This is a genomic window from Micromonospora sp. NPDC005203 (genome assembly GCF_042872705.1).
GTDB lineage: Bacteria > Actinomycetota > Actinomycetes > Mycobacteriales > Micromonosporaceae > Micromonospora.
Window position 1 is genome coordinate 16,164 of the sequence record NZ_JBIAKV010000017.1, and the last position, 16,680, is coordinate 32,843.

General features: G+C 71.3%; 13 protein-coding genes. 6 read left to right on the forward strand and 7 right to left on the reverse strand.

What is annotated here, in order from left to right; genetic code table 11:
- Nucleotides 1-197: 197 nt before the first annotated feature.
- Nucleotides 198-1,679 carry a sugar transferase gene (locus ACFYPM_RS28155; protein WP_387203086.1) on the forward strand — a complete coding sequence of 494 codons (1,482 nt, stop codon included), beginning with the start codon at nt 198-200 and terminating at the stop codon, nt 1,677-1,679.
- Between the two features lie 10 nt (nt 1,680-1,689).
- Here ACFYPM_RS28155 and ACFYPM_RS28160 read toward each other — a convergent pair whose 3' ends face one another.
- Nucleotides 1,690-2,820 (reverse strand): PP2C family protein-serine/threonine phosphatase, encoded by a 1,131-nt coding sequence (locus tag ACFYPM_RS28160; protein WP_387203089.1) that lies wholly within the window; start codon nt 2,818-2,820, stop codon nt 1,690-1,692.
- Between the two features lie 58 nt (nt 2,821-2,878).
- Here ACFYPM_RS28160 and ACFYPM_RS28165 point away from each other — a divergent pair, with 58 nt between their 5' ends.
- Nucleotides 2,879-3,544, forward strand: a complete 666-nt coding sequence (locus tag ACFYPM_RS28165) for a MarR family winged helix-turn-helix transcriptional regulator (RefSeq protein WP_387203092.1) — start codon at nt 2,879-2,881, stop codon at nt 3,542-3,544.
- Nucleotides 3,545-3,596: 52 nt separating this feature from the next.
- Here ACFYPM_RS28165 and ACFYPM_RS28170 read toward each other — a convergent pair whose 3' ends face one another.
- Nucleotides 3,597-4,835, reverse strand: a complete 1,239-nt coding sequence (locus ACFYPM_RS28170; RefSeq protein ID WP_387203095.1) for an ROK family protein — start codon at nt 4,833-4,835, stop codon at nt 3,597-3,599.
- 78 nt (nt 4,836-4,913) lie between these two features.
- Between ACFYPM_RS28170 and xylA the strand changes: the two genes are divergently transcribed.
- The 3 genes from xylA (at nt 4,914) to ACFYPM_RS28185 (ending at nt 9,083) form a co-directional block, all read left to right on the forward strand.
- On the forward strand, nt 4,914-6,101 hold the full coding sequence (gene xylA / locus ACFYPM_RS28175) for a xylose isomerase (protein ID WP_387203098.1): 1,188 nt from the start codon (nt 4,914-4,916) through the stop codon (nt 6,099-6,101).
- 9 nt (nt 6,102-6,110) lie between these two features.
- Entirely contained in the window at nt 6,111-7,538 is a 1,428-nt protein-coding gene (gene xylB, locus ACFYPM_RS28180; protein WP_387203101.1) for a xylulokinase, read from the forward strand.
- A 90-nt stretch (nt 7,539-7,628) separates the two neighbouring features.
- The gene (locus ACFYPM_RS28185; protein ID WP_387203104.1) at nt 7,629-9,083 is read left to right on the forward strand and encodes an MFS transporter; all 1,455 of its coding nucleotides are present in this window, start codon (nt 7,629-7,631) and stop codon (nt 9,081-9,083) included.
- A 271-nt stretch (nt 9,084-9,354) separates the two neighbouring features.
- Here ACFYPM_RS28185 and ACFYPM_RS28190 read toward each other — a convergent pair whose 3' ends face one another.
- From ACFYPM_RS28190 to ACFYPM_RS28210, 5 genes are all read right to left on the reverse strand, one after another.
- Nucleotides 9,355-11,028 (reverse strand): glycoside hydrolase family 13 protein, encoded by a 1,674-nt coding sequence (locus ACFYPM_RS28190; protein ID WP_387203374.1) that lies wholly within the window; start codon nt 11,026-11,028, stop codon nt 9,355-9,357.
- Nucleotides 11,029-11,058: 30 nt separating this feature from the next.
- Complete coding sequence (locus ACFYPM_RS28195; RefSeq protein ID WP_387203107.1) at nt 11,059-12,105, reverse strand: LacI family DNA-binding transcriptional regulator; 1,047 nt, start codon at nt 12,103-12,105, stop codon at nt 11,059-11,061.
- A 68-nt stretch (nt 12,106-12,173) separates the two neighbouring features.
- Nucleotides 12,174-13,142: a carbohydrate ABC transporter permease gene (locus tag ACFYPM_RS28200; RefSeq protein ID WP_387203110.1), complete on the reverse strand. Its 969-nt coding sequence runs from the start codon at nt 13,140-13,142 to the stop codon at nt 12,174-12,176.
- Nucleotide 13,143: 1 nt separating this feature from the next.
- Nucleotides 13,144-14,190 carry a carbohydrate ABC transporter permease gene (locus ACFYPM_RS28205; RefSeq protein WP_387203113.1) on the reverse strand — a complete coding sequence of 349 codons (1,047 nt, stop codon included), beginning with the start codon at nt 14,188-14,190 and terminating at the stop codon, nt 13,144-13,146.
- Nucleotides 14,191-14,260: 70 nt separating this feature from the next.
- Nucleotides 14,261-15,607: an ABC transporter substrate-binding protein gene (locus ACFYPM_RS28210; protein WP_387203116.1), complete on the reverse strand. Its 1,347-nt coding sequence runs from the start codon at nt 15,605-15,607 to the stop codon at nt 14,261-14,263.
- Between the two features lie 250 nt (nt 15,608-15,857).
- Here ACFYPM_RS28210 and ACFYPM_RS28215 point away from each other — a divergent pair, with 250 nt between their 5' ends.
- A complete protein-coding gene (locus ACFYPM_RS28215) occupies nt 15,858-16,631 on the forward strand; it encodes a peptidoglycan DD-metalloendopeptidase family protein (protein ID WP_387203119.1) in 774 nt (257 codons plus the stop codon).
- Nucleotides 16,632-16,680 lie beyond the last annotated feature (49 nt).

Sequence of the window (16,680 nt, forward strand, 5' to 3'; positions counted from 1 at the left end):
AGGTCGAGGGCCTGCCTACCGGATCCCCGGTAGGCAGGCCCTTTTTGGCCGCCAGGTTGAAGAAAAGTGACGGCAATACGTCCGAAGCAATCGGTAGTCATAGTTATCGAGGCAGGATGTCGACTGTTCCGGCATGGTCGGTCCGCCTCCGGTCCGACCCATTGGCCGGGGCCATCCTGAGCAGAGTGGGAGGGCCGGTGACCGCGGCGACACTGTTGACCCCCGCCACGTCGGCGGAGCCGAACGACAATCGCGCCGGGCTGGTGGCGCGCGCCGACGAGCGGTCCTACGTCCGGGTCATGGTGGTCCTGGACACCACCGTGCTCATCGTCGCGCTGTTCATCGGTTACGTCACCCGATTCGGTGACGGCGAGCCGACCGGCTCCGAGGTCCCGTACGTGCTGGTGACCCCCGGGTTGGTGCTGGCCTGGCTGATCTCGCTCAAGGCGCTCGGCTGCTACGACGACCGGGTGATCGGCTACGGGGCGGACGAGTACCGGCGGGTCAGCTCCGCGAGCCTGCGCCTGGCCGGCGCGATAGCCATCATCGGCTACATCACCGATCTCGGCGTGTCGCGGGGCTTCCTCGGCATCTCCTTCGCGGTGGGCACCGTCGGGCTGGAGGTGGCGCGGTTCGCCGCCCGTAAGCGCCTGCACCGCGCACGCTCGATGGGTGCCGGCTGGTCCCGTCGGGTGCTGGTGGTCGGCGACACCGCCCACGTGTTGGAGTTGGTGCACACGCTGCGCCGCGAGCCGTACGCCGGCTACCAGGTGGTCGGCGCGTGCATTCCGGACGCGCTGCTCGCGCCGGTGGCGCAGCGACTGGGCGACGTACCCGTGGTGGGGTCGTTCCGAGGCATCCCGGAGGCGGCCACCGCGATCGGCGCGGACACGGTCGCGGTCACCGCCTCCGGTGAGCTGACCGCGACCCGGCTGCGCCGCCTCGGCTGGCAGTTGGAGGGCACTGGCATCGACCTGGTCGTGGCACCCGCGCTGACCGACGTCGCCGGCCCGCGGATCCACACCCGCCCGGTTGCCGGCCTGCCGCTGATCCACGTCGAGGCACCGGAGTTCCGGGGTGCGCGCAAGCTGGTGAAGGGCCTCGTCGACCGCTCGGCCTCGTCGCTCGCGTTGGCGCTGTTGATGCCGCTGATCGCGGGCATCGCCCTGGCCATCAAACTGGACAGCCGGGGCCCGGTGCTCTTCCGGCAGGTCCGCGTCGGGCGGGGCGGGCAGGAGTTCGGCGTGTTCAAGTTCCGCACCATGGTGGTGAACGCCGACACGCTGCTCGCCGAGCTGACCGCGCGCAACGAGACCGACGGCCTGATGTTCAAGATGCGCCAGGACCCCCGGGTCACCCGTGTCGGCCGGTTGCTGCGCAAGTGGTCGCTGGACGAACTGCCGCAACTGGTGAACGTGTTGTTGGGTCAGATGAGCATGGTCGGCCCCCGGCCGCCGCTGCCCTCGGAGGTGGCCCGCTACGACGGCGACGTGGCCCGGCGGCTGCTGGTCAAGCCCGGCATGACCGGGCTGTGGCAGGTCAGCGGTCGCTCCGACCTGAGCTGGGAGGACGGCATCCGGCTCGATCTCTACTACGTGGAGAACTGGTCCCTCGCCGCCGACCTCACCATCCTCTGGAAGACCTTCGGTGCGGTCCTGAACGGCCGCGGAGCGTACTGACGACCGCCGGTCACGGTTGCGGGCCGGTCCAGTCCAGGCAGACGACCACCGCGTCGTCGACCAGGTCACCGGCCACGAAGGCGCGCAGGTCACCGATCAGGGACCGGACGGCGTCCAGTGGCTCCATCGGCCCGGTCCGCCGCAGGAACCGGTCCAGTGCCGTCTCGCCGTAGCGCACGTGCTGCCCGGTGGCCTCCACCACCCCGTCGCTGACCACGAAGACCCGGTCGCCGCGCTCCAGCGGGAACTTCTGCTCGTGGTAGTCGGTCTCCTCGAACATGCCGAGTGGGAACTGCGCCTCCAGGGGCTGCTCGGTGACCTCCCCGTCGCGCAGCAGGACCAGCCGGGGTGATCCGGCGTCGACCACCGTCATCATCCCGGACCGCAGGTCCAGCTCCATCAGCAACGCGGAGAGGTGCTGCTCGCCCCCGTACAGGTCGTAGAGGGCCCGGTCGGCGAGGGCGGCCTGGTCGGCCAGGCTCAGCCCGGCGCGACGCGCGTTGCGCAGCGCGTGGGTGGCCAACGAGGTGAGCAGGGAGGCGGCGACACCCTCACCGGTGCCGTTGATCGTGGACAACCAGAGTCGTTGCCCGTCGTCGGACCAGTCGAAGCTGTCGCCACGCACCGCGTACGCCGGCTCCAACTGCCCGGCCAGGCTGAACGAGGGACGGATCCGGCTGCGGCCGGGAAGCAGGTCCCACTGCATCTCGGCGGCCAGGGTGAGGCGCTGGGTCCGCCGCGCCGCCTGGTAGACGTCGGTGCCGGCGGAGACCGCCGCCACCTCGTGGGCGAGCGCGGTGGCGATGTCGGCCAGCTCGGCGAGGACCAACCGGTCGTCCGGGACGGGCGCGAGGCACAGCACCCCTCGACGCTCGCCACGCATGGTCACCGGGAACCAGGCGGTGCCGTCGGTCAGTATCGGCGACTGGTGGTCGAAGGTACGCCAGGCGGGATGCCCGGGATCCGTGATCGGGTCACCCTCGGTGAGCGGCAGTAGCTCCGCGAGTCGGTAGTCGACCTGGTACAGCTCGACGTCGGTGATTCCGTACGACCGGGTGAGCACCTCTCCGACACCGCCGACGAGCCGGTCCGCCGGTGTCTCATTCAGGGCACGCCGTGCCTGACTGACCGGTTCGCTCATCGTTGCTCCCTCGCGCAAAGCTCGATCACCAGTGGGTTCGGAGTAGTCTCGGGCCACCATGGCTGAACTGCACCGTCGGACGGACCCCGAGACGAGTATGGCTGCCGCGCTGGACGTGGCGGCCGCAGCCCTGCTCGGCATCTGGGAATCCGCCCGGGAGGGGACCACCGGCCGGGTGTCCGGCGCCCAGCTACGGGCGGTGATGGTGGTGGAGCAGCACGACGGGATCAACCTTCGCCGGTTGGCCACCCGGCTCGACATGCTGCTCAGCTCCGCCAGCCGCCTCTGCGACCGGCTGGTCGCCGCCGGCATGCTGGAGCGTGAGCCGGGCCGCTTCGACCGGCGGGAGATCTCGCTGCACCTCACTCCGGAGGGCCGTCGGCTCCTCGCCGAGCTTCGGGCCGACCGTCGGGCGCAGCTCGCCGCCGTACTGGCCGGGATGAGCCCCGCCGGCCGCGACGCGCTGCTCGACGGGATGCGGGAGTTCGACAAGGTCGCTCGCCAGCAGCAGCCGCAGATCACCGATCCGTCGGGTGACCCGACGGATCCGGGGTACTTGCCGCACGACCCGGACCGGCCCGCTGGGCACTCGGGAGACGTGTCGATCGACCAGGACCGGCAGACCCGCGCGGCCTGGGCGGACCCGTCGGGTGACCCGGAACGGTCGATCGGCGGCAACCGGGACCGGCCGGCCGGCGGACCGCCGGTGGCGCGGACCGCCTGATCACCCGCGAGCAGCAGGTCACCCGGGTCTCGGCGAGCCCGTCGAGCAGCGTTCAGCCGGAACGGCTCAGCCAGCCGGCGGGCTGGGCGACGATCCGGCGGGCCACCGAGCCGGCGGCGCCCACGGCGGCGGCCTCCGCGCCGAGCCGCGACGGCCGGACCGTGACCGGCGACCAGGCGGCGGTGAGCACCCGACTGGCGATCTCGGCGAGCACCGGCGGGCACAGCCAGGGTGCCAGCGCCGCGTACCCGCCACCGAGCACCACGGTGTCCAGGTCGAGCAGGTTGACGACACCGGCCACCGCGACACCGAGCGCCGTCCCGGCGTCGTGCAGCGCCCGTAGCGCGTCCGGGTCACCGGCCTCGGCCAGCTCGGCCAGCCGCGCTGTCGCGGTGTCGGCGGGGAGTTCCGTCCGGGCCAGCCCGGCGGCGGTCACGATCGCCTCCTGGCCGGCGTACTGCTCCAGGCAGCCCTGTCCGCCGCAGCGGCACGGACGGCCCTCGGGGTGCACCGGGAGATGCCCGATCTCACCGCTCCAGCCGCGAACGCCGCGGAACAGGGCGCCGTCGAGCACGATTCCGGCACCGATGCCCACCTCCCCGGAGATGTGCAGGAAGCTGGCCGGGCCGGGTGGCCGGGAGTGCAGCTCGCCGAGGGCCGCGAGGTTGGCCTCGTTGTCGACCACCAGCGCCGGGACGCCGGGCACCTGCTCGACGAGCGGAGGGTGCGCGGCGAGCAGCGCGGGCACCGGCACGTCGCGCCAGCCCAGGTTCGGCGCGAGCCGGACCAGCCCGTCGTCGTCCACCAGGCCGGGCACCGCGAGCGCGGCCCCGACCAGGGTGAGGCCCTCGCTGGCGGCGACGTCGCGGGCTGTCCCGGCTATCTCGACAAGCTGGGCGAGGGCGTCCGCCGGGGCCACCGGGCGCAGGTCGGCCCGGTGCACGGTGCGGTGCCGGACCTGTCCGGCGAGGTCCACCACGCAGACCGCCAGGTAGTCGACGTTGACCTCCAGGCCGAGCCCCGCCGGCCCCTGGTCGGCCAGCACGAGACCGCGGGCCGGGCGGCCGGCGCCGGCGCGGGGGGCCGGCTCCGACTCGCTGACCAACTGCCCGGCGAGCAGGTCCTCGACCACCGCGGACACCGTGGCTCGGGTCAGGCCGGTCGCGGTCGCCAGGTCGGCCCGGGACGGTGGTCGGTCGGCCGCGGCGATCCGGCCCAGGACCAGGGCGAGGTTGAGCTCGCGCAGACTGCCCTGACGGACTGCGCCGGCCGGGGCGTGGGTGAGGCTCACCCCTTGACAGTGCCATAGGCTGAGCAAATAATTCAATCGCTGAACAAATAGCGGACAACACCACCCCGGAGGATGCTCATGGCACCCCGTCCCACCCCCGCCGACAAGTTCTCCTTCGGGCTCTGGACCGTGGGCTGGCAGGCCCGCGACCCGTTCGGTGACGCGACCCGTCCCGAGCTCGACGCGGTCGAGGCGGTGCACCGGCTCGCCGAGCTGGGCGCGTACGGCATCACCTTCCACGACGACGACCTGATCCCGTTCGGCGTCGACGCCGCGACCCGGGACCAGCACATCGCCCGGTTCCGCAAGGCCCTCGACGAGACCGGCCTCGTGGTGCCCATGGTCACCACCAACCTCTTCACCCACCCGATCTTCAAGGACGGCGGCTTCACCAGCAACGACCGCGACGTCCGCCGGTACGCGCTGCGCAAGGTGCTGCGTCAGGTCGACCTGGCCGCCGAGCTGGGTGCCGGCACGTTCGTCATGTGGGGTGGCCGCGAGGGCTCCGAGTACGACCTCGCCAAGGACGTCCGCGCCGCCCTGGACCGCTACCGCGAGGCGGTGGACCTGCTCACCCAGTACTCCATCGACAAGGGCTACAACCTGCGGTTCGCCTTGGAGCCCAAGCCCAACGAGCCGCGCGGCGACATCCTGCTGCCGACCATCGGGCACGCGCTCGGCTTCATCTCCCAGCTGGCCCACCCGGAGCTGGTCGGCCTCAACCCCGAGGTCGGCCACGAGCAGATGGCCGGGCTCAACTACGCCCACGGCATCGCCCAGGCGCTCTGGCAGGGCAAGCTGTTCCACCTGGACCTCAACGGCCAGCGTGGCATCAAGTACGACCAGGACCTGGTCTTCGGCCACGGTGACCTGATGAACGCGTTCGCCCTGGTGGACCTCCTGGAGAACGGCGGCCCCAACGGCGGGCCGGCCTACGACGGGCCGCGCCACTTCGACTACAAGCCCTCCCGCACCGAGGACATGGACGGTGTCTGGGCCTCAGCGGCGGCCAACATGAGCACGTACCTGCTGCTCAAGGAGCGGGCCGCGGCGTTCCGCGCCGACCCCGAGGTGGTCGAGGCGCTCGCCGCCAGCAAGGTCGGCGACCTGAACACGCCGACCCTCAACGACGGCGAGGGCTACGAGGAGTTCCTGGCCGACCGGTCCGCGTTCGAGGACGTCGACGTCGACGCGGTGGCCGAGCGGGGCTTCGCCTTCGTCCGGCTCAACCAGCTCGCCGTCGAGCACCTGCTCGGCGCCCGCTGAGGCCCCGCCATGCCGTTGGTCGCAGGCGTCGACTCGTCCACCCAGTCCTGCAAGGTGGTCATCCGGGACGCGGAGACCGGGGCTCTGCTCCGGCAGGGCCGCGCACCGCACCCGGACGGCACCGAGGTCGACCCGGAAGCCTGGTGGCAGGCGCTGCGTAGCGCCGTCGACCAGGCCGGCGGGTTGGCCGACGTGGCGGCGATCTCCGTCGCCGGCCAGCAGCACGGCATGGTGTGTCTCGACGAGGACGGCCGGGTGGTCCGCCCGGCACTGTTGTGGAACGACACCCGATCCGCCGACGCCGCCGCCGACCTCGTCGAGGAGGCCGGCGGCGGCGCGGCCGGGCGTCGGTTCTGGGCCGAAGCCGCCGGCAGTGTCCCGGTGGCCAGCTTCACCATCACCAAACTGCGGTGGCTGGCCACCCACGAGCCGGAGGCGGCGGCCCGCGTGGCGGCCGTCTGCCTGCCGCACGACTGGCTGACGTGGCGGCTGGCCGGCGCCCCGGGGTTGGGTGCGCTGCGCACCGACCGCGGTGACGCCAGCGGCACCGGCTACTGGTCGCCGGCGACCGGCGACTACCGACCGGACCTGTTGGAACGGGGCTTCGGCCGGCAGTTGGTGCTGCCCGAGGTGCTCGGTCCGGCAGAGTCGGCCGGCAAGCTGGCCAACGAAATGGGTGGGTCGGGCGGCGCGCTGCTCGGCGCGGGCACCGGGGACAACGCCGCCGCCGCGTTCGGCGTCGGTGCCGGCCCCGGTGACGTGATCGTCTCGATCGGCACCTCCGGCACCGTGTTCAGCGTCGCCGACGTGCCGGCCGCCGACGAGAGCGGTGCCGTCGCCGGCTTCGCCGACGCGTCCGGTCGGTTCCTGCCGCTGGTCTGCACGCTCAACGCGGCCCGGGTGCTGGACGCCGCCGCCGCGATGCTCGGCGTCAGCCTGGACGAGCTGGCCGATCTGGCACTCTCCGCGCCAGCCGGCGCGGACGGGCTGGTCATGGTGCCCTACCTGGAGGGCGAGCGGACGCCGAACCGACCGCTCGCCACCGGTGCCGTGCACGGGCTGACCCTGCGCACGTCGACCCCCGCGCACCTGGCGCGGGCCGCCGTGGAGGGCATGCTCTGCGCGCTCGCCGACGGCCTGGACGCGTTGACCGCGCAGGGTGCCACCGTCCGCCGGGTCATCCTGGTCGGCGGCGGAGCCCGGTCGGCGGCGGTGCGTCGGATCGCCCCGCAGGTCTTCGGCTGCCCGGTCGTCGTCCCGCCGGCCGGGGAGTACGTCGCCGACGGCGCCGCCCGCCAGGCCGCCTGGGTCGCCCTGGGCGGCCCGACGCCACCGGTGTGGGCGGTCGAGGGCACCGAGGAGTACGCGGCCGAGCCGGTCCCCGCCGTGCGGGACCAGTACGCGGCGGCTCGCGGACTGGTCCTCGACCGGCGCTGACCGTCCGGATCGACGGGGTGGGTGCCGGGGCAGTCGACCGGCACCCACCCGCGTGACGGCCCCCTCCGCCGAGTCTGGTTGGCTGCCGGCATGACGGTGACCAGTGGCGGACCCGGCCGGGGGCGGGCACAGCCCGGCTCACGCCCGCCCGCTCGGGCCGGCGGCCCGGCCCACCGGTTGTACAGCGTCGTGGTGTTCGTGCTGCTCGCCTCCCTGGACAACGTCGCGATCGGGCTGGTACCGCCGCTCTACGGCCCGATCTCCGACGCGTTCGGCGTGTCGGGGCGGCTACTGGGTCTGGTCACCGCGGTCAGCTTCCTGGTCAGCGCGGTGGCCGCGGTCGGCTGGGCGTACGTCGGTGACCGGGCCAACCGCAAGCGGTTGCTCATGGTGGGCACGCTGCTCTGGGCGGCCGGCACCGGCGGCAGCGCGCTCGCCGGTGGGTACCTGACCTTCCTGGCCGCGCAGCTGGTCGCGGCCGTCGGCCTCGGCGCGGTCGGCTCGGTCGGCTTCTCCGTGGTCACCGATCTGATCTCACCGTCCCGGCGAGGGTTGGTGATGAGCTTCTGGGGCCTCTCCCAGGGGATCGGCACCCTCGCGGGCACGCTCGTCGGCGGCCTGCTCGGGGCAACCGACTGGCGACGACCCTTCCTGATCCTGACCGGCGTCGGCCTGGTCGCCACCCTGGCCTACCTCTTCACGTACGACGTCCGGCGCGGCCAGAGCGAGCCGGAGCTGGCCGACCGGCTGGACGCCGGCGTCGAGTACGACTACCGGATCAGTCGCGCCGACCTGCCGCGCATCCTGGCCCGACGGACCAATCGGTGGCTGATCCTCCAGGGGCTGACGGCGCAGGCCGCGTTCGGCTCGCTGGTCTGGCTGCCGGTGCTCTTCGCCGAACGGGCCGAGGCCCAGGGCTACTCGACGTCGACAGCCGTGGTGGTGGGCAGCGTCTTCGCCACGCTGTTCCAGCTCGGCGGGGTGTTCTCCATCGTGGGCGGCCTGATCGGCGACGCGGTGCAGCGGCGTACCCCTCGGGGTCGGGCGTTGGTCGCCGCGGTCGGCATCCTCGCCGCGCTGCCGTTCTACCTGGTGCTGTTCTTCGTCCCGGTGACCATCGACGTGCCGGACGGCGCCAGCGGCGGCGCGGTCGTGGGCGCGGTGCTGACCAGTGTGTTCACCGAGCCGTCGGTCGGGCTGAGCCTGCTCACCGCGATCGTGGCGCTCGCGTTGACCTCGGCCAACTCACCGAACTGGTTCGCGTTGATCGCCGACGTCAACCCGCCGGAGCACCGGGGCACGGTCTACAGCCTGGGCAACCTGGTCAACGGGGTCGGTCGCGCGGCCGGCAACGGGTTGGTCGGGGTGGCCTTCCAGGGGCTGCGGGTGGCCTTCCCTCCGCCGTTGAACTTCGCCGTCGGGCTGGCCGCGTTCCAGCTCTTCTTCATCCCCACCGGCGTCATGTACTGGCTCGCCTCGCGGACGTCGCCAGCGGACATCGACAACGTCCACAACCTCCTGCACACCCGAGCCAACCGCCTCTAACCCCACCCCACCCCGCCCCACCCCACCCCGCCCCACCCCACCCCACCCCACCCCACCCCGCCTCGCCTCGCCTCGCGATCTTGCACTTACTGTCCCGACATAAGCCGCGTTTCCACGCGTTTAGGCGACAGGAACTGCAAGATCGGCGTCGGGGTGTGGGGGTGTGGGGTGCGGGGGTGGGGTGTGGGGGTGGGGGGGTGGGGGCTCGCGGGGCGGTCCGACCGGCCCGCCCGCGAGCACCGCTCGGTGGGACGGACCGGTCGTCGCGAGATCAGCCGCGCAGCCAGACGGTCACGTCCGTGGGGACCGCGCCGTTGTCGTCCAGGGGTGCGCTGGCGGCGAGCACCTCGGCACCGGCCGGCACCGGCAACGACGCCGCACCGAAGTTGGTCAGCACGGTCAGCTCACCGTTGCGGAAGGTCAGCGCCTCGTCGCCGGAGGACACCCACTCCAGGGTGCCGCGACCCAGCCCGTGCTCGCGGCGCAGCCGCAGCGCCGTGCGGTACAGCTCGTACGTCGAGCCGGGAACGTCGCGCTGGCGGTCCAGCGCGTACTCCGCCCAGAGCGGCGGCTGCGGCAGCCAGCTCGCGTCGGTGGGGCCGAAGCCGTACGACGGGGCGTCGGCCTCCCACGGGATCGGCACCCGGCAACCGTCCCGGCCGCGCTGGGTGTGCCCACTGCGCGCCCAGGTCGGGTCCTGCCGGGCCTCGTCGGGCAGCGTGGTGTGCTCGGGCAGCCCCAGTTCCTCGCCCTGGTACAGGTACGCCGAGCCGGGCAGGGCGAGCATCAGCAGGGTGGCCGCCCGGGCCCGGCGCAGGCCGAGCGCGGCGTCCGGCTGCGGGTCGCCGATGCCGATGCCGTTGGGCCGTACGGTGCCGATCGGCAGGCCGAGCCGGGAGGCGTGCCGCACCACGTCGTGGTTGGACAGCACCCAGGTGGTCGGCGCGCCGACCGAGTCGGTCGCCTCCAGTGAGCGGGTGATCACCGCGTACTGGGCGGGTGCGGTCCACGCGGCGAGCAGATACTCGAAGTTGAACGCCTGGTGCATCTCGTCCGGGCGGACGTAGCGGGCCAGCCGCTCGGCCGGCTCCACCCACGCCTCCGCGACCAGCACCCGCTCACCGGGGTAGCTGTCCAGAACCTGGCGCCACTGCCGGTAGATCTCGTGCACGCCCTCCTGGTCCCACATCGGCGGGCGCGGCTTGTCGATCTCGTTGCCGGAGAGGATTTCCTGGGGCTCCTGCCAGTCGGCCAGGTCGGCCTGCTTGATCAGGCCGTGCGCCACGTCCACCCGGAAGCCGTCCACGCCGCGGTCCAGCCAGAACCGCAGCACGTCCAGGAACTCCGTGTGCACCTCCGGGTTGTCCCAGTTGAGGTCCGGCTGGCCCGTGTCGAACAGGTGCAGGTACCACTGGCCGGGCTGTCCGTCGGCGTCCACCGTCCGGGTCCAGGCGGGGCCACCGAAGACGCTCTGCCAGTCGTTCGGCGGCTGGTCGCCGGCCGGTCCGCGGCCGTCCCGGAAGATGTACCGGGACCGTTGCGGGCTGCCGGGCGCGGCGGGCAGCGCCGCCTGGAACCAGCGGTGCGCGGACGAGGTGTGGTTGGGGACCAGGTCGACGATCACCCGCAGGCTGCGGGACCGGGCCTCGGCGATCAGCGTGTCCGCGTCGGCGAGGGTGCCGAACAGCGGGTCGATGTCGCGGTAGTCGGCCACGTCGTAGCCGGCGTCGGCCTGCGGCGACGGGTAGAAGGGGGAGAGCCACACCGCGTCCACGCCCAGCTCGACCAGGTGGTCGAGGCGGGCGGTGATGCCGGGCAGGTCGCCGATCCCGTCGCCGTCCGAGTCGGCGAACGAGCGGGGGTAGATCTGGTAGATGGTCGCCTCGGTCCACCAGCCGGTGACCGGGTGACCGGAGGAGTTCTGCTGCGTCGGATCGGTGTTCAGGGTCTTCTCCCGTGTCGCGGTGTGTGGATTTCAGTGTGCCCGGGGTGGTGCGGTCGAGTCCCGGACGACCAACCGAGTGGGCAGGATCACCGGCGTGTCGCGGCCGGCGTTCCGTTGACTCACGATGGCGCCCGGAGGGCGCGCCCCGAGCGGGTCGAGCAGCATTTTGGCGGCGAGCCGTCCCTGTTCGGCGGCGGGCTGGGCGATGGTGCTGAGTCCCAGCACACCGGCCAGGTCGTGATCGTCGATGCCGATCACGCTGACGTCCTGCGGCACCCGCAGACCGGCGTCGCGCACCGCGGTCATCGCGCCCATCGCCATCTCGTCGCAGGCCGCGACGATCGCGGTCGGCGGTTCGCCACTGGCCAGCAACTCGGCGGTGGCCCGGTTGCCGCCGTCGATGGTGAAGGTGGACTCGACGTCCAGGCTCGGGTCGGGCCGCAGGCCGGCGGAGCGCAGCGCCGCCCGGTAGCCACGGCGTCGGTCGAGGTGGGTGGTGAAGGCCAACTCGTCGTCCGGGTCGCCGGAGATGTGCGCGATCCGGTGATGGCCGAGGTCGATCAGGTGCCGGGTCGCGGCCCGCGCGGCCGCGACGTCGTCGATCCGTACGCAGGGCCAGTTGGGCACCCGGCTGCCCGAACTGATGGTGACCCCGGGCAGTTCCAGAGTGGCCAGCGCGGTCAGGTCGGCCGGCCGCAGTGGCGTGGCGACGAGCATGATGGCGTCCACCCGCTTGTGCAGGTTGGCCGTGCGCAGGACCCGCTGGCGGACCTGCTCCCGCCCGCCCAGGTTGTAGAGCAGCAGGTCGTAGCCGGACTGGTGGAGGTACTCCTCGACCGCCTCGACGACGGTGCTGAAGAACCAGCGGGTGATTCGGGGGACCACCACCGCGACCGTGCCGGTCCGGCCACCGGCGAGCCGGGACGCGCTCGGTGAGACCGCGTAGTCGAGTTGCTCGGCGGCGGCGAGCACCCGGTGGCGGGTGGCGGCGGAGACCGTCGGTAGCCCGCGCAGGGCCCGCGAGACGGTGGCCGTGGACACACCGGCCAGCCGGGCCACATCATCGATCCTCGTCACGGTTCCCCCGCTCGGTGCCCGATGCGCCCGCCGCCGCCCGAGGGGTCAGGCGGCGGCGGGCAAGCGGGTCAGCCCTTGACGCTGCCGGCGAGCAGACCTCGCACGAAGAAGCGCTGCAGGGACAGGAAGACAATGAGCGGTACGACGATGGAGACGAACGCGCCGGCGGTGAGCCGCTGCCACTCGTTGCCCCGGGTCCCGGCCATCTCGGCGAGGCGGACGGTGAGCGGGGCGGTCTCGTTGCCGCCACCGGCGAAGATCAGCGCGACCAGTAGGTCGTTCCAGACCCAGAGGAACTGGAAGATGCCGAACGCCGCCAGCGCCGGGGTGATCAACGGCAGCACGATGCTGCGGAAGATCTTCGGGTGGGTGGCCCCGTCGACCCGGGCCGCCTCCATCAGGTCTCCGGGCAGCTGCGAGATGAAGTTGTGCAGCAGGAAGACGGCGAACGGGAGCGCGAAGCAGGTGTGGGCGAACCACACCTGGGCGAACTTCTGTTCGTCGACCAGGTCCCAGGCCGGCATCAGGGTGACGCCACCGAGGGTGACGCCGGTGGAGAAGAACTTCAGCAGTGGCACCAGGGCCATCTGCAACGGCACGATCTGCAACGCGAAGATCGCGATGTAGACCCAGTCCCGGCCGCGGAAGTTGATCCAGGCCAGCGCGTACGCGGCCAGGCACGCGAAGGCGAGGGGGAAGAGCACCGACGGGATGGTGATCGCCAGCGAGTTGATGAAGGAACCGGCGAGCTGTCCGGAGGACGACGACCGCCCGAACAGGACCTGCTGATAGTTCTCGAACGTGAACTGCGGGTTGGTGAAGGCCGTCCACCAGCCGGTGGTCTTGATCTCGTCCTCCGGTCGGAGGGAGGAGACGAGCAGGCCGAAGGTCGGGATGGTCCAGACCACCGCGATGATGACCGAGACGAGGGTCGCGGTGCGGCTGTTCAACCGCTTGCGGACCCGTCCGGCGGCGGTGGTCGGGGTGCCGTCGGTCTTCTGGGCGCCGGCGGCGACGGTGGGCGTTGCGGTGGTCATCTCAGCCCTCCCGCTGCTGACGGAGGTTGCGGATCTGGTAGATCACGACCGGGATGACCAGGATGAAGAGGAAGACGGCGAGCGCCGAGCCCTGCCCGTTCTGGCCGTACCGGAACGCCTGGTTGTACATCTCGCTGGCGATCACGCTGGTGTCGTAGTTGCCGTTTGTCGAGGTCCGGACGATGTCGAAGACCTTGAGCGTGGCGATCGTGAGCGTGACGACCACGACGATCAGCGCCGGCCGGATGCTCGGCATGGTGATCTGCCAGAACATCTGCCACGGGCTGACGCCGTCGAGCCGGGCGGCTTCCACGATGTCGCCGGGGATGGCCTTGATCGCGGCGGAGAGCACCACCATGGCGAAACCGGCCTGGATCCAGACCATGATGACGATCAGCAACAGCGTGTTCAGTGGTGATTCCAGCAACCACTGCTTCGGCTCACCGCCGAGGCTGACCACGATCTGGTTGAGCAGACCGATCTGGTCACCGTCACCCCGGTAGGCGTAGACGAACTTCCAGATGATGCTGGCGCCCACGAAGGAGATGGCCATCGGCAGGAAGATCAGTGACTTGGCCACCGCCTCGAACCGGGCCTTGTCCACGAGTACGGCGTAGAGCAGGCCGAACCCGGTCGCCACCAACGGGACCAGGAGCACCCAGACCAGGGTGTTGATCAGGACTCGGACGATCGAGTCGTCGGAGAACATCCAGCCGTAGTTGCGCAGACCCACCCAGTTGGTGCTGCCTCCGTCCATCAGGGAGAGCAGCGTGGTGCGAATGGCCGGCACGACCAGGCCGATGACGAGCAGCAGCAGCGTCGGCAGCAGGAAGAAGAACGCGAAGAGCCCCTCCCGCTGCTTGCGTCGGCGAGGCAGCGGACCCCCGCCCACGGAGGCGGCGACGAGCTGGGCCTCCCGCCGACGGGCGAACCAGGCCGGCACCACGTCGAGCAGCAGGAGCAGACCACCAACGACCACCACGAAGGCGACCAGCCCGTACATCAGCATGAGGAACTTCGGCTGCTGATCGGCGAAGTCGAACTTCATCAACCCTCCCTTCCGGGTCCACCTGGGCCGGTGGCCCGGCCCGCGAGCGCGGACCGGGCCACCGCCGGGATCACTTAGGCCAGCTGCTCTCGATGCCCTGGAGCACCGGGGCGGTCGGCTTGCCGTTCAGCCACTCGACCATGCCCTTCCAGAACGTCCCCGCGCCGACGGCGGCCGGCATCAGGTCGGATCCGTCGAAGCGGAAGGTGCCCGTCTTGTCCTGGAGGATCTGGACGGAGAGCTTGTCGATCGGGCTGGCCACGTTGGCGATGTCCAGCTTGTTGTTCGCCGTGACCCAGTTGCCGAGCTTCGCGCGGCTGTTCACGTACTCGGCGGAGACCAGGTAGGTCTGCACCGCCTGGACCTCGGGACGGTCGGCGTAGCCGACGACGAACTCGCCCGCGCCCAGCACCGGCTTGCCCTTGGCCGGGTCGATGGCCGGGAGGTAGAAGGCGAACGCGTCGCCGTCCTCGGCCACCTTGGTGCCCTCGGGGAACTGGTTGGCGTAGAACGACGCCTGTCGGTGCATCGCGCACTTGCCGGTGGTCACCGGCAGGCCCGCCTCCTGGAAGGCGGTGGTGGTGATGCTCTTGACGCCGCCGAAGCCGCCGTTCATGTACTTGTCGTTCTTGAGGATGCTGCCGGCGCGGTCAACCGCGTCGACGACCTTCGGGTCGTTGAACGGGATGGCGTGGGTGGTCCACTGGTCGTAGACCTCGGGGCCGCCCGTCCGCAGCAGCACGTCCTCGATCCAGTCGGTGGCCGGCCAGCCGGTGGCGTCACCGGACTCGACGCCTGCGCACCACGGCTTCATGCCGCTGGCGGCGATCTTGTCGCTCAGGGTGATGAGCTGGTCCCAGGTGGTCGGGACCTCCCAGCCTTTGTCCTTGAACGTCTTCGGCGAGTACCAGACGAAGGACTTCACGTTGGCGCCGAGCGGCACGCCGTAGAGCGTCCCGTTGACGGTGCCGTACTTCAGCCAGTCGGCCGGCATGTTCTGCTCGGCGAGGGCCTTGGTGTCGGCGCTCAGGTTCTTCAGCTTGCCGGCGTCCGCGAAGCGCTTCACCAGGCCCGGCTGGGGCACGAAGGCGATGTCGGGGGCGTTGCCGCCGTCGACCCGGACGGGGAGCTGCGCCTCGAACTCGCCGCTGCCCTCGTAGTCGATCTCAATGCCGGTGCACTTGGTGAAGTCCGACCACGAGCGCTCCAGCAGGTCGGCCTCGGCGTCACGGATGGACGCGTAGATCGAGACCTTCTTGCCGTCGTGGCCCTCGTACTTGTCGTATGCGGCGCACTCCGCGGAGCCCGCGTTGTTGCTCTTCTTGTCGTCGCCGGTACCGCAGGCGGTGGCGCTGAGCGCCAGCCCGAGTACGCCGGCGATCACGAAGGCCTGGCGTGGTCTGGTAAAGACCGCCATGCCGTCCTCCTTCCTAGCCGGCGCGGTCGTGCTGGTGACCCGTCGCCGGTCCGATTGGGCGTGCACACATGTAAGCGCTTGCATTCGCTCCGGTCCACCCCCTGTCAGACACGAGCGAGTAACAATCCGGAAACCTGCGGGCTGCCTGGTGGGCGCGCTGCCATCCCGAATCCTGGACTCTTTCGAAGATTGACGATATCTGTCAGGCTGGGCGCACTGGATCGAAGGTTTTCGACATAGGAGGAGCTGCATGCGCAAGCGGTGGATGAGCCTGCTGGTGACGGGTCTGCTCGTCGGGGGAGCACTGGTGCCGGCGAGCCCGGCGCTGGCCGCGCCAACCTTCAAGGTGCCTTTCCCGTGCGGTCAGTCCTGGTCCGGCCAGACCAGGTCGGATCACAGTCCGGCGTACGCCGTCGACTTCAACCGCACCAACGACAGTGGCGACCCGGTGGTGGCCAGCGCCCCGGGCACCGTCGACCGGGTGACCGACCTCGGCGGCACCAGCTACGGCAAATATGTCCGGATCAACCACGGTGGCGGTTACAGCACCTACTACGCCCACCTCACCGGCTTCAACGTCTCCGTCGGGCAGACCGTCGCCTACGGCAAGGTGCTCGGTTGGGTCGGCAGCACCGGCGGCTCGACCGGCCCCCACCTGCACTACGAGCAGCGCCTCAACGGCAGCGACATCCAGGTCCGCTTCAACGGCGGCCTCGGCCTCTACTGGGGCACCAAGACCTACACCAGCGACAACGGGTGCTCCTCGGGCAGTGGCAACGGCACGGTCGACACCAGCGGCACCCCGCTGACCGTCCGCTCCGGCCCTGGCACCGGGTACGCCTCGGTGGGCACCGTCGCCGACGGCGCCCGGGTGACCATCGCCTGCCAGACCAGCGGCACGACGGTCACCGGCACGTACGGCACCAGCTCGATCTGGGACCGCATCGGCTCCGGTAGGTACATCGCCGACGCGTACGTCTACACCGGCTCGGACGGTTACATCCCCGGCGTGCCCCGCTGCTGACCCGGGAACGGCCACGGTCCCCGGCGGGAGCCGCCGGGGACCGGTGGGG

Bases quoted from the DNA above. Each gene is read 5' to 3' on its own strand.
- ACFYPM_RS28160 (WP_387203089.1), bottom strand. From the start codon at position 2,820: ATGAGCGAACCGGTCAGTCAGGCACGGCGTGCCCTGAATGAGACACCG.
- xylB (WP_387203101.1), top strand. From the start codon at position 6,111: ATGCCGTTGGTCGCAGGCGTCGACTCGTCCACCCAGTCCTGCAAGGTG.
- ACFYPM_RS28185 (WP_387203104.1), top strand. From the start codon at position 7,629: ATGACGGTGACCAGTGGCGGACCCGGCCGGGGGCGGGCACAGCCCGGC.
- ACFYPM_RS28215 (WP_387203119.1), top strand. From the start codon at position 15,858: ATGCGCAAGCGGTGGATGAGCCTGCTGGTGACGGGTCTGCTCGTCGGG.
- ACFYPM_RS28205 (WP_387203113.1), bottom strand. From the start codon at position 14,190: ATGAAGTTCGACTTCGCCGATCAGCAGCCGAAGTTCCTCATGCTGATG.
- xylA (WP_387203098.1), top strand. From the start codon at position 4,914: ATGGCACCCCGTCCCACCCCCGCCGACAAGTTCTCCTTCGGGCTCTGG.
- ACFYPM_RS28165 (WP_387203092.1), top strand. From the start codon at position 2,879: ATGGCTGAACTGCACCGTCGGACGGACCCCGAGACGAGTATGGCTGCC.
- ACFYPM_RS28200 (WP_387203110.1), bottom strand. From the start codon at position 13,142: ATGACCACCGCAACGCCCACCGTCGCCGCCGGCGCCCAGAAGACCGAC.
- ACFYPM_RS28210 (WP_387203116.1), bottom strand. From the start codon at position 15,607: ATGGCGGTCTTTACCAGACCACGCCAGGCCTTCGTGATCGCCGGCGTA.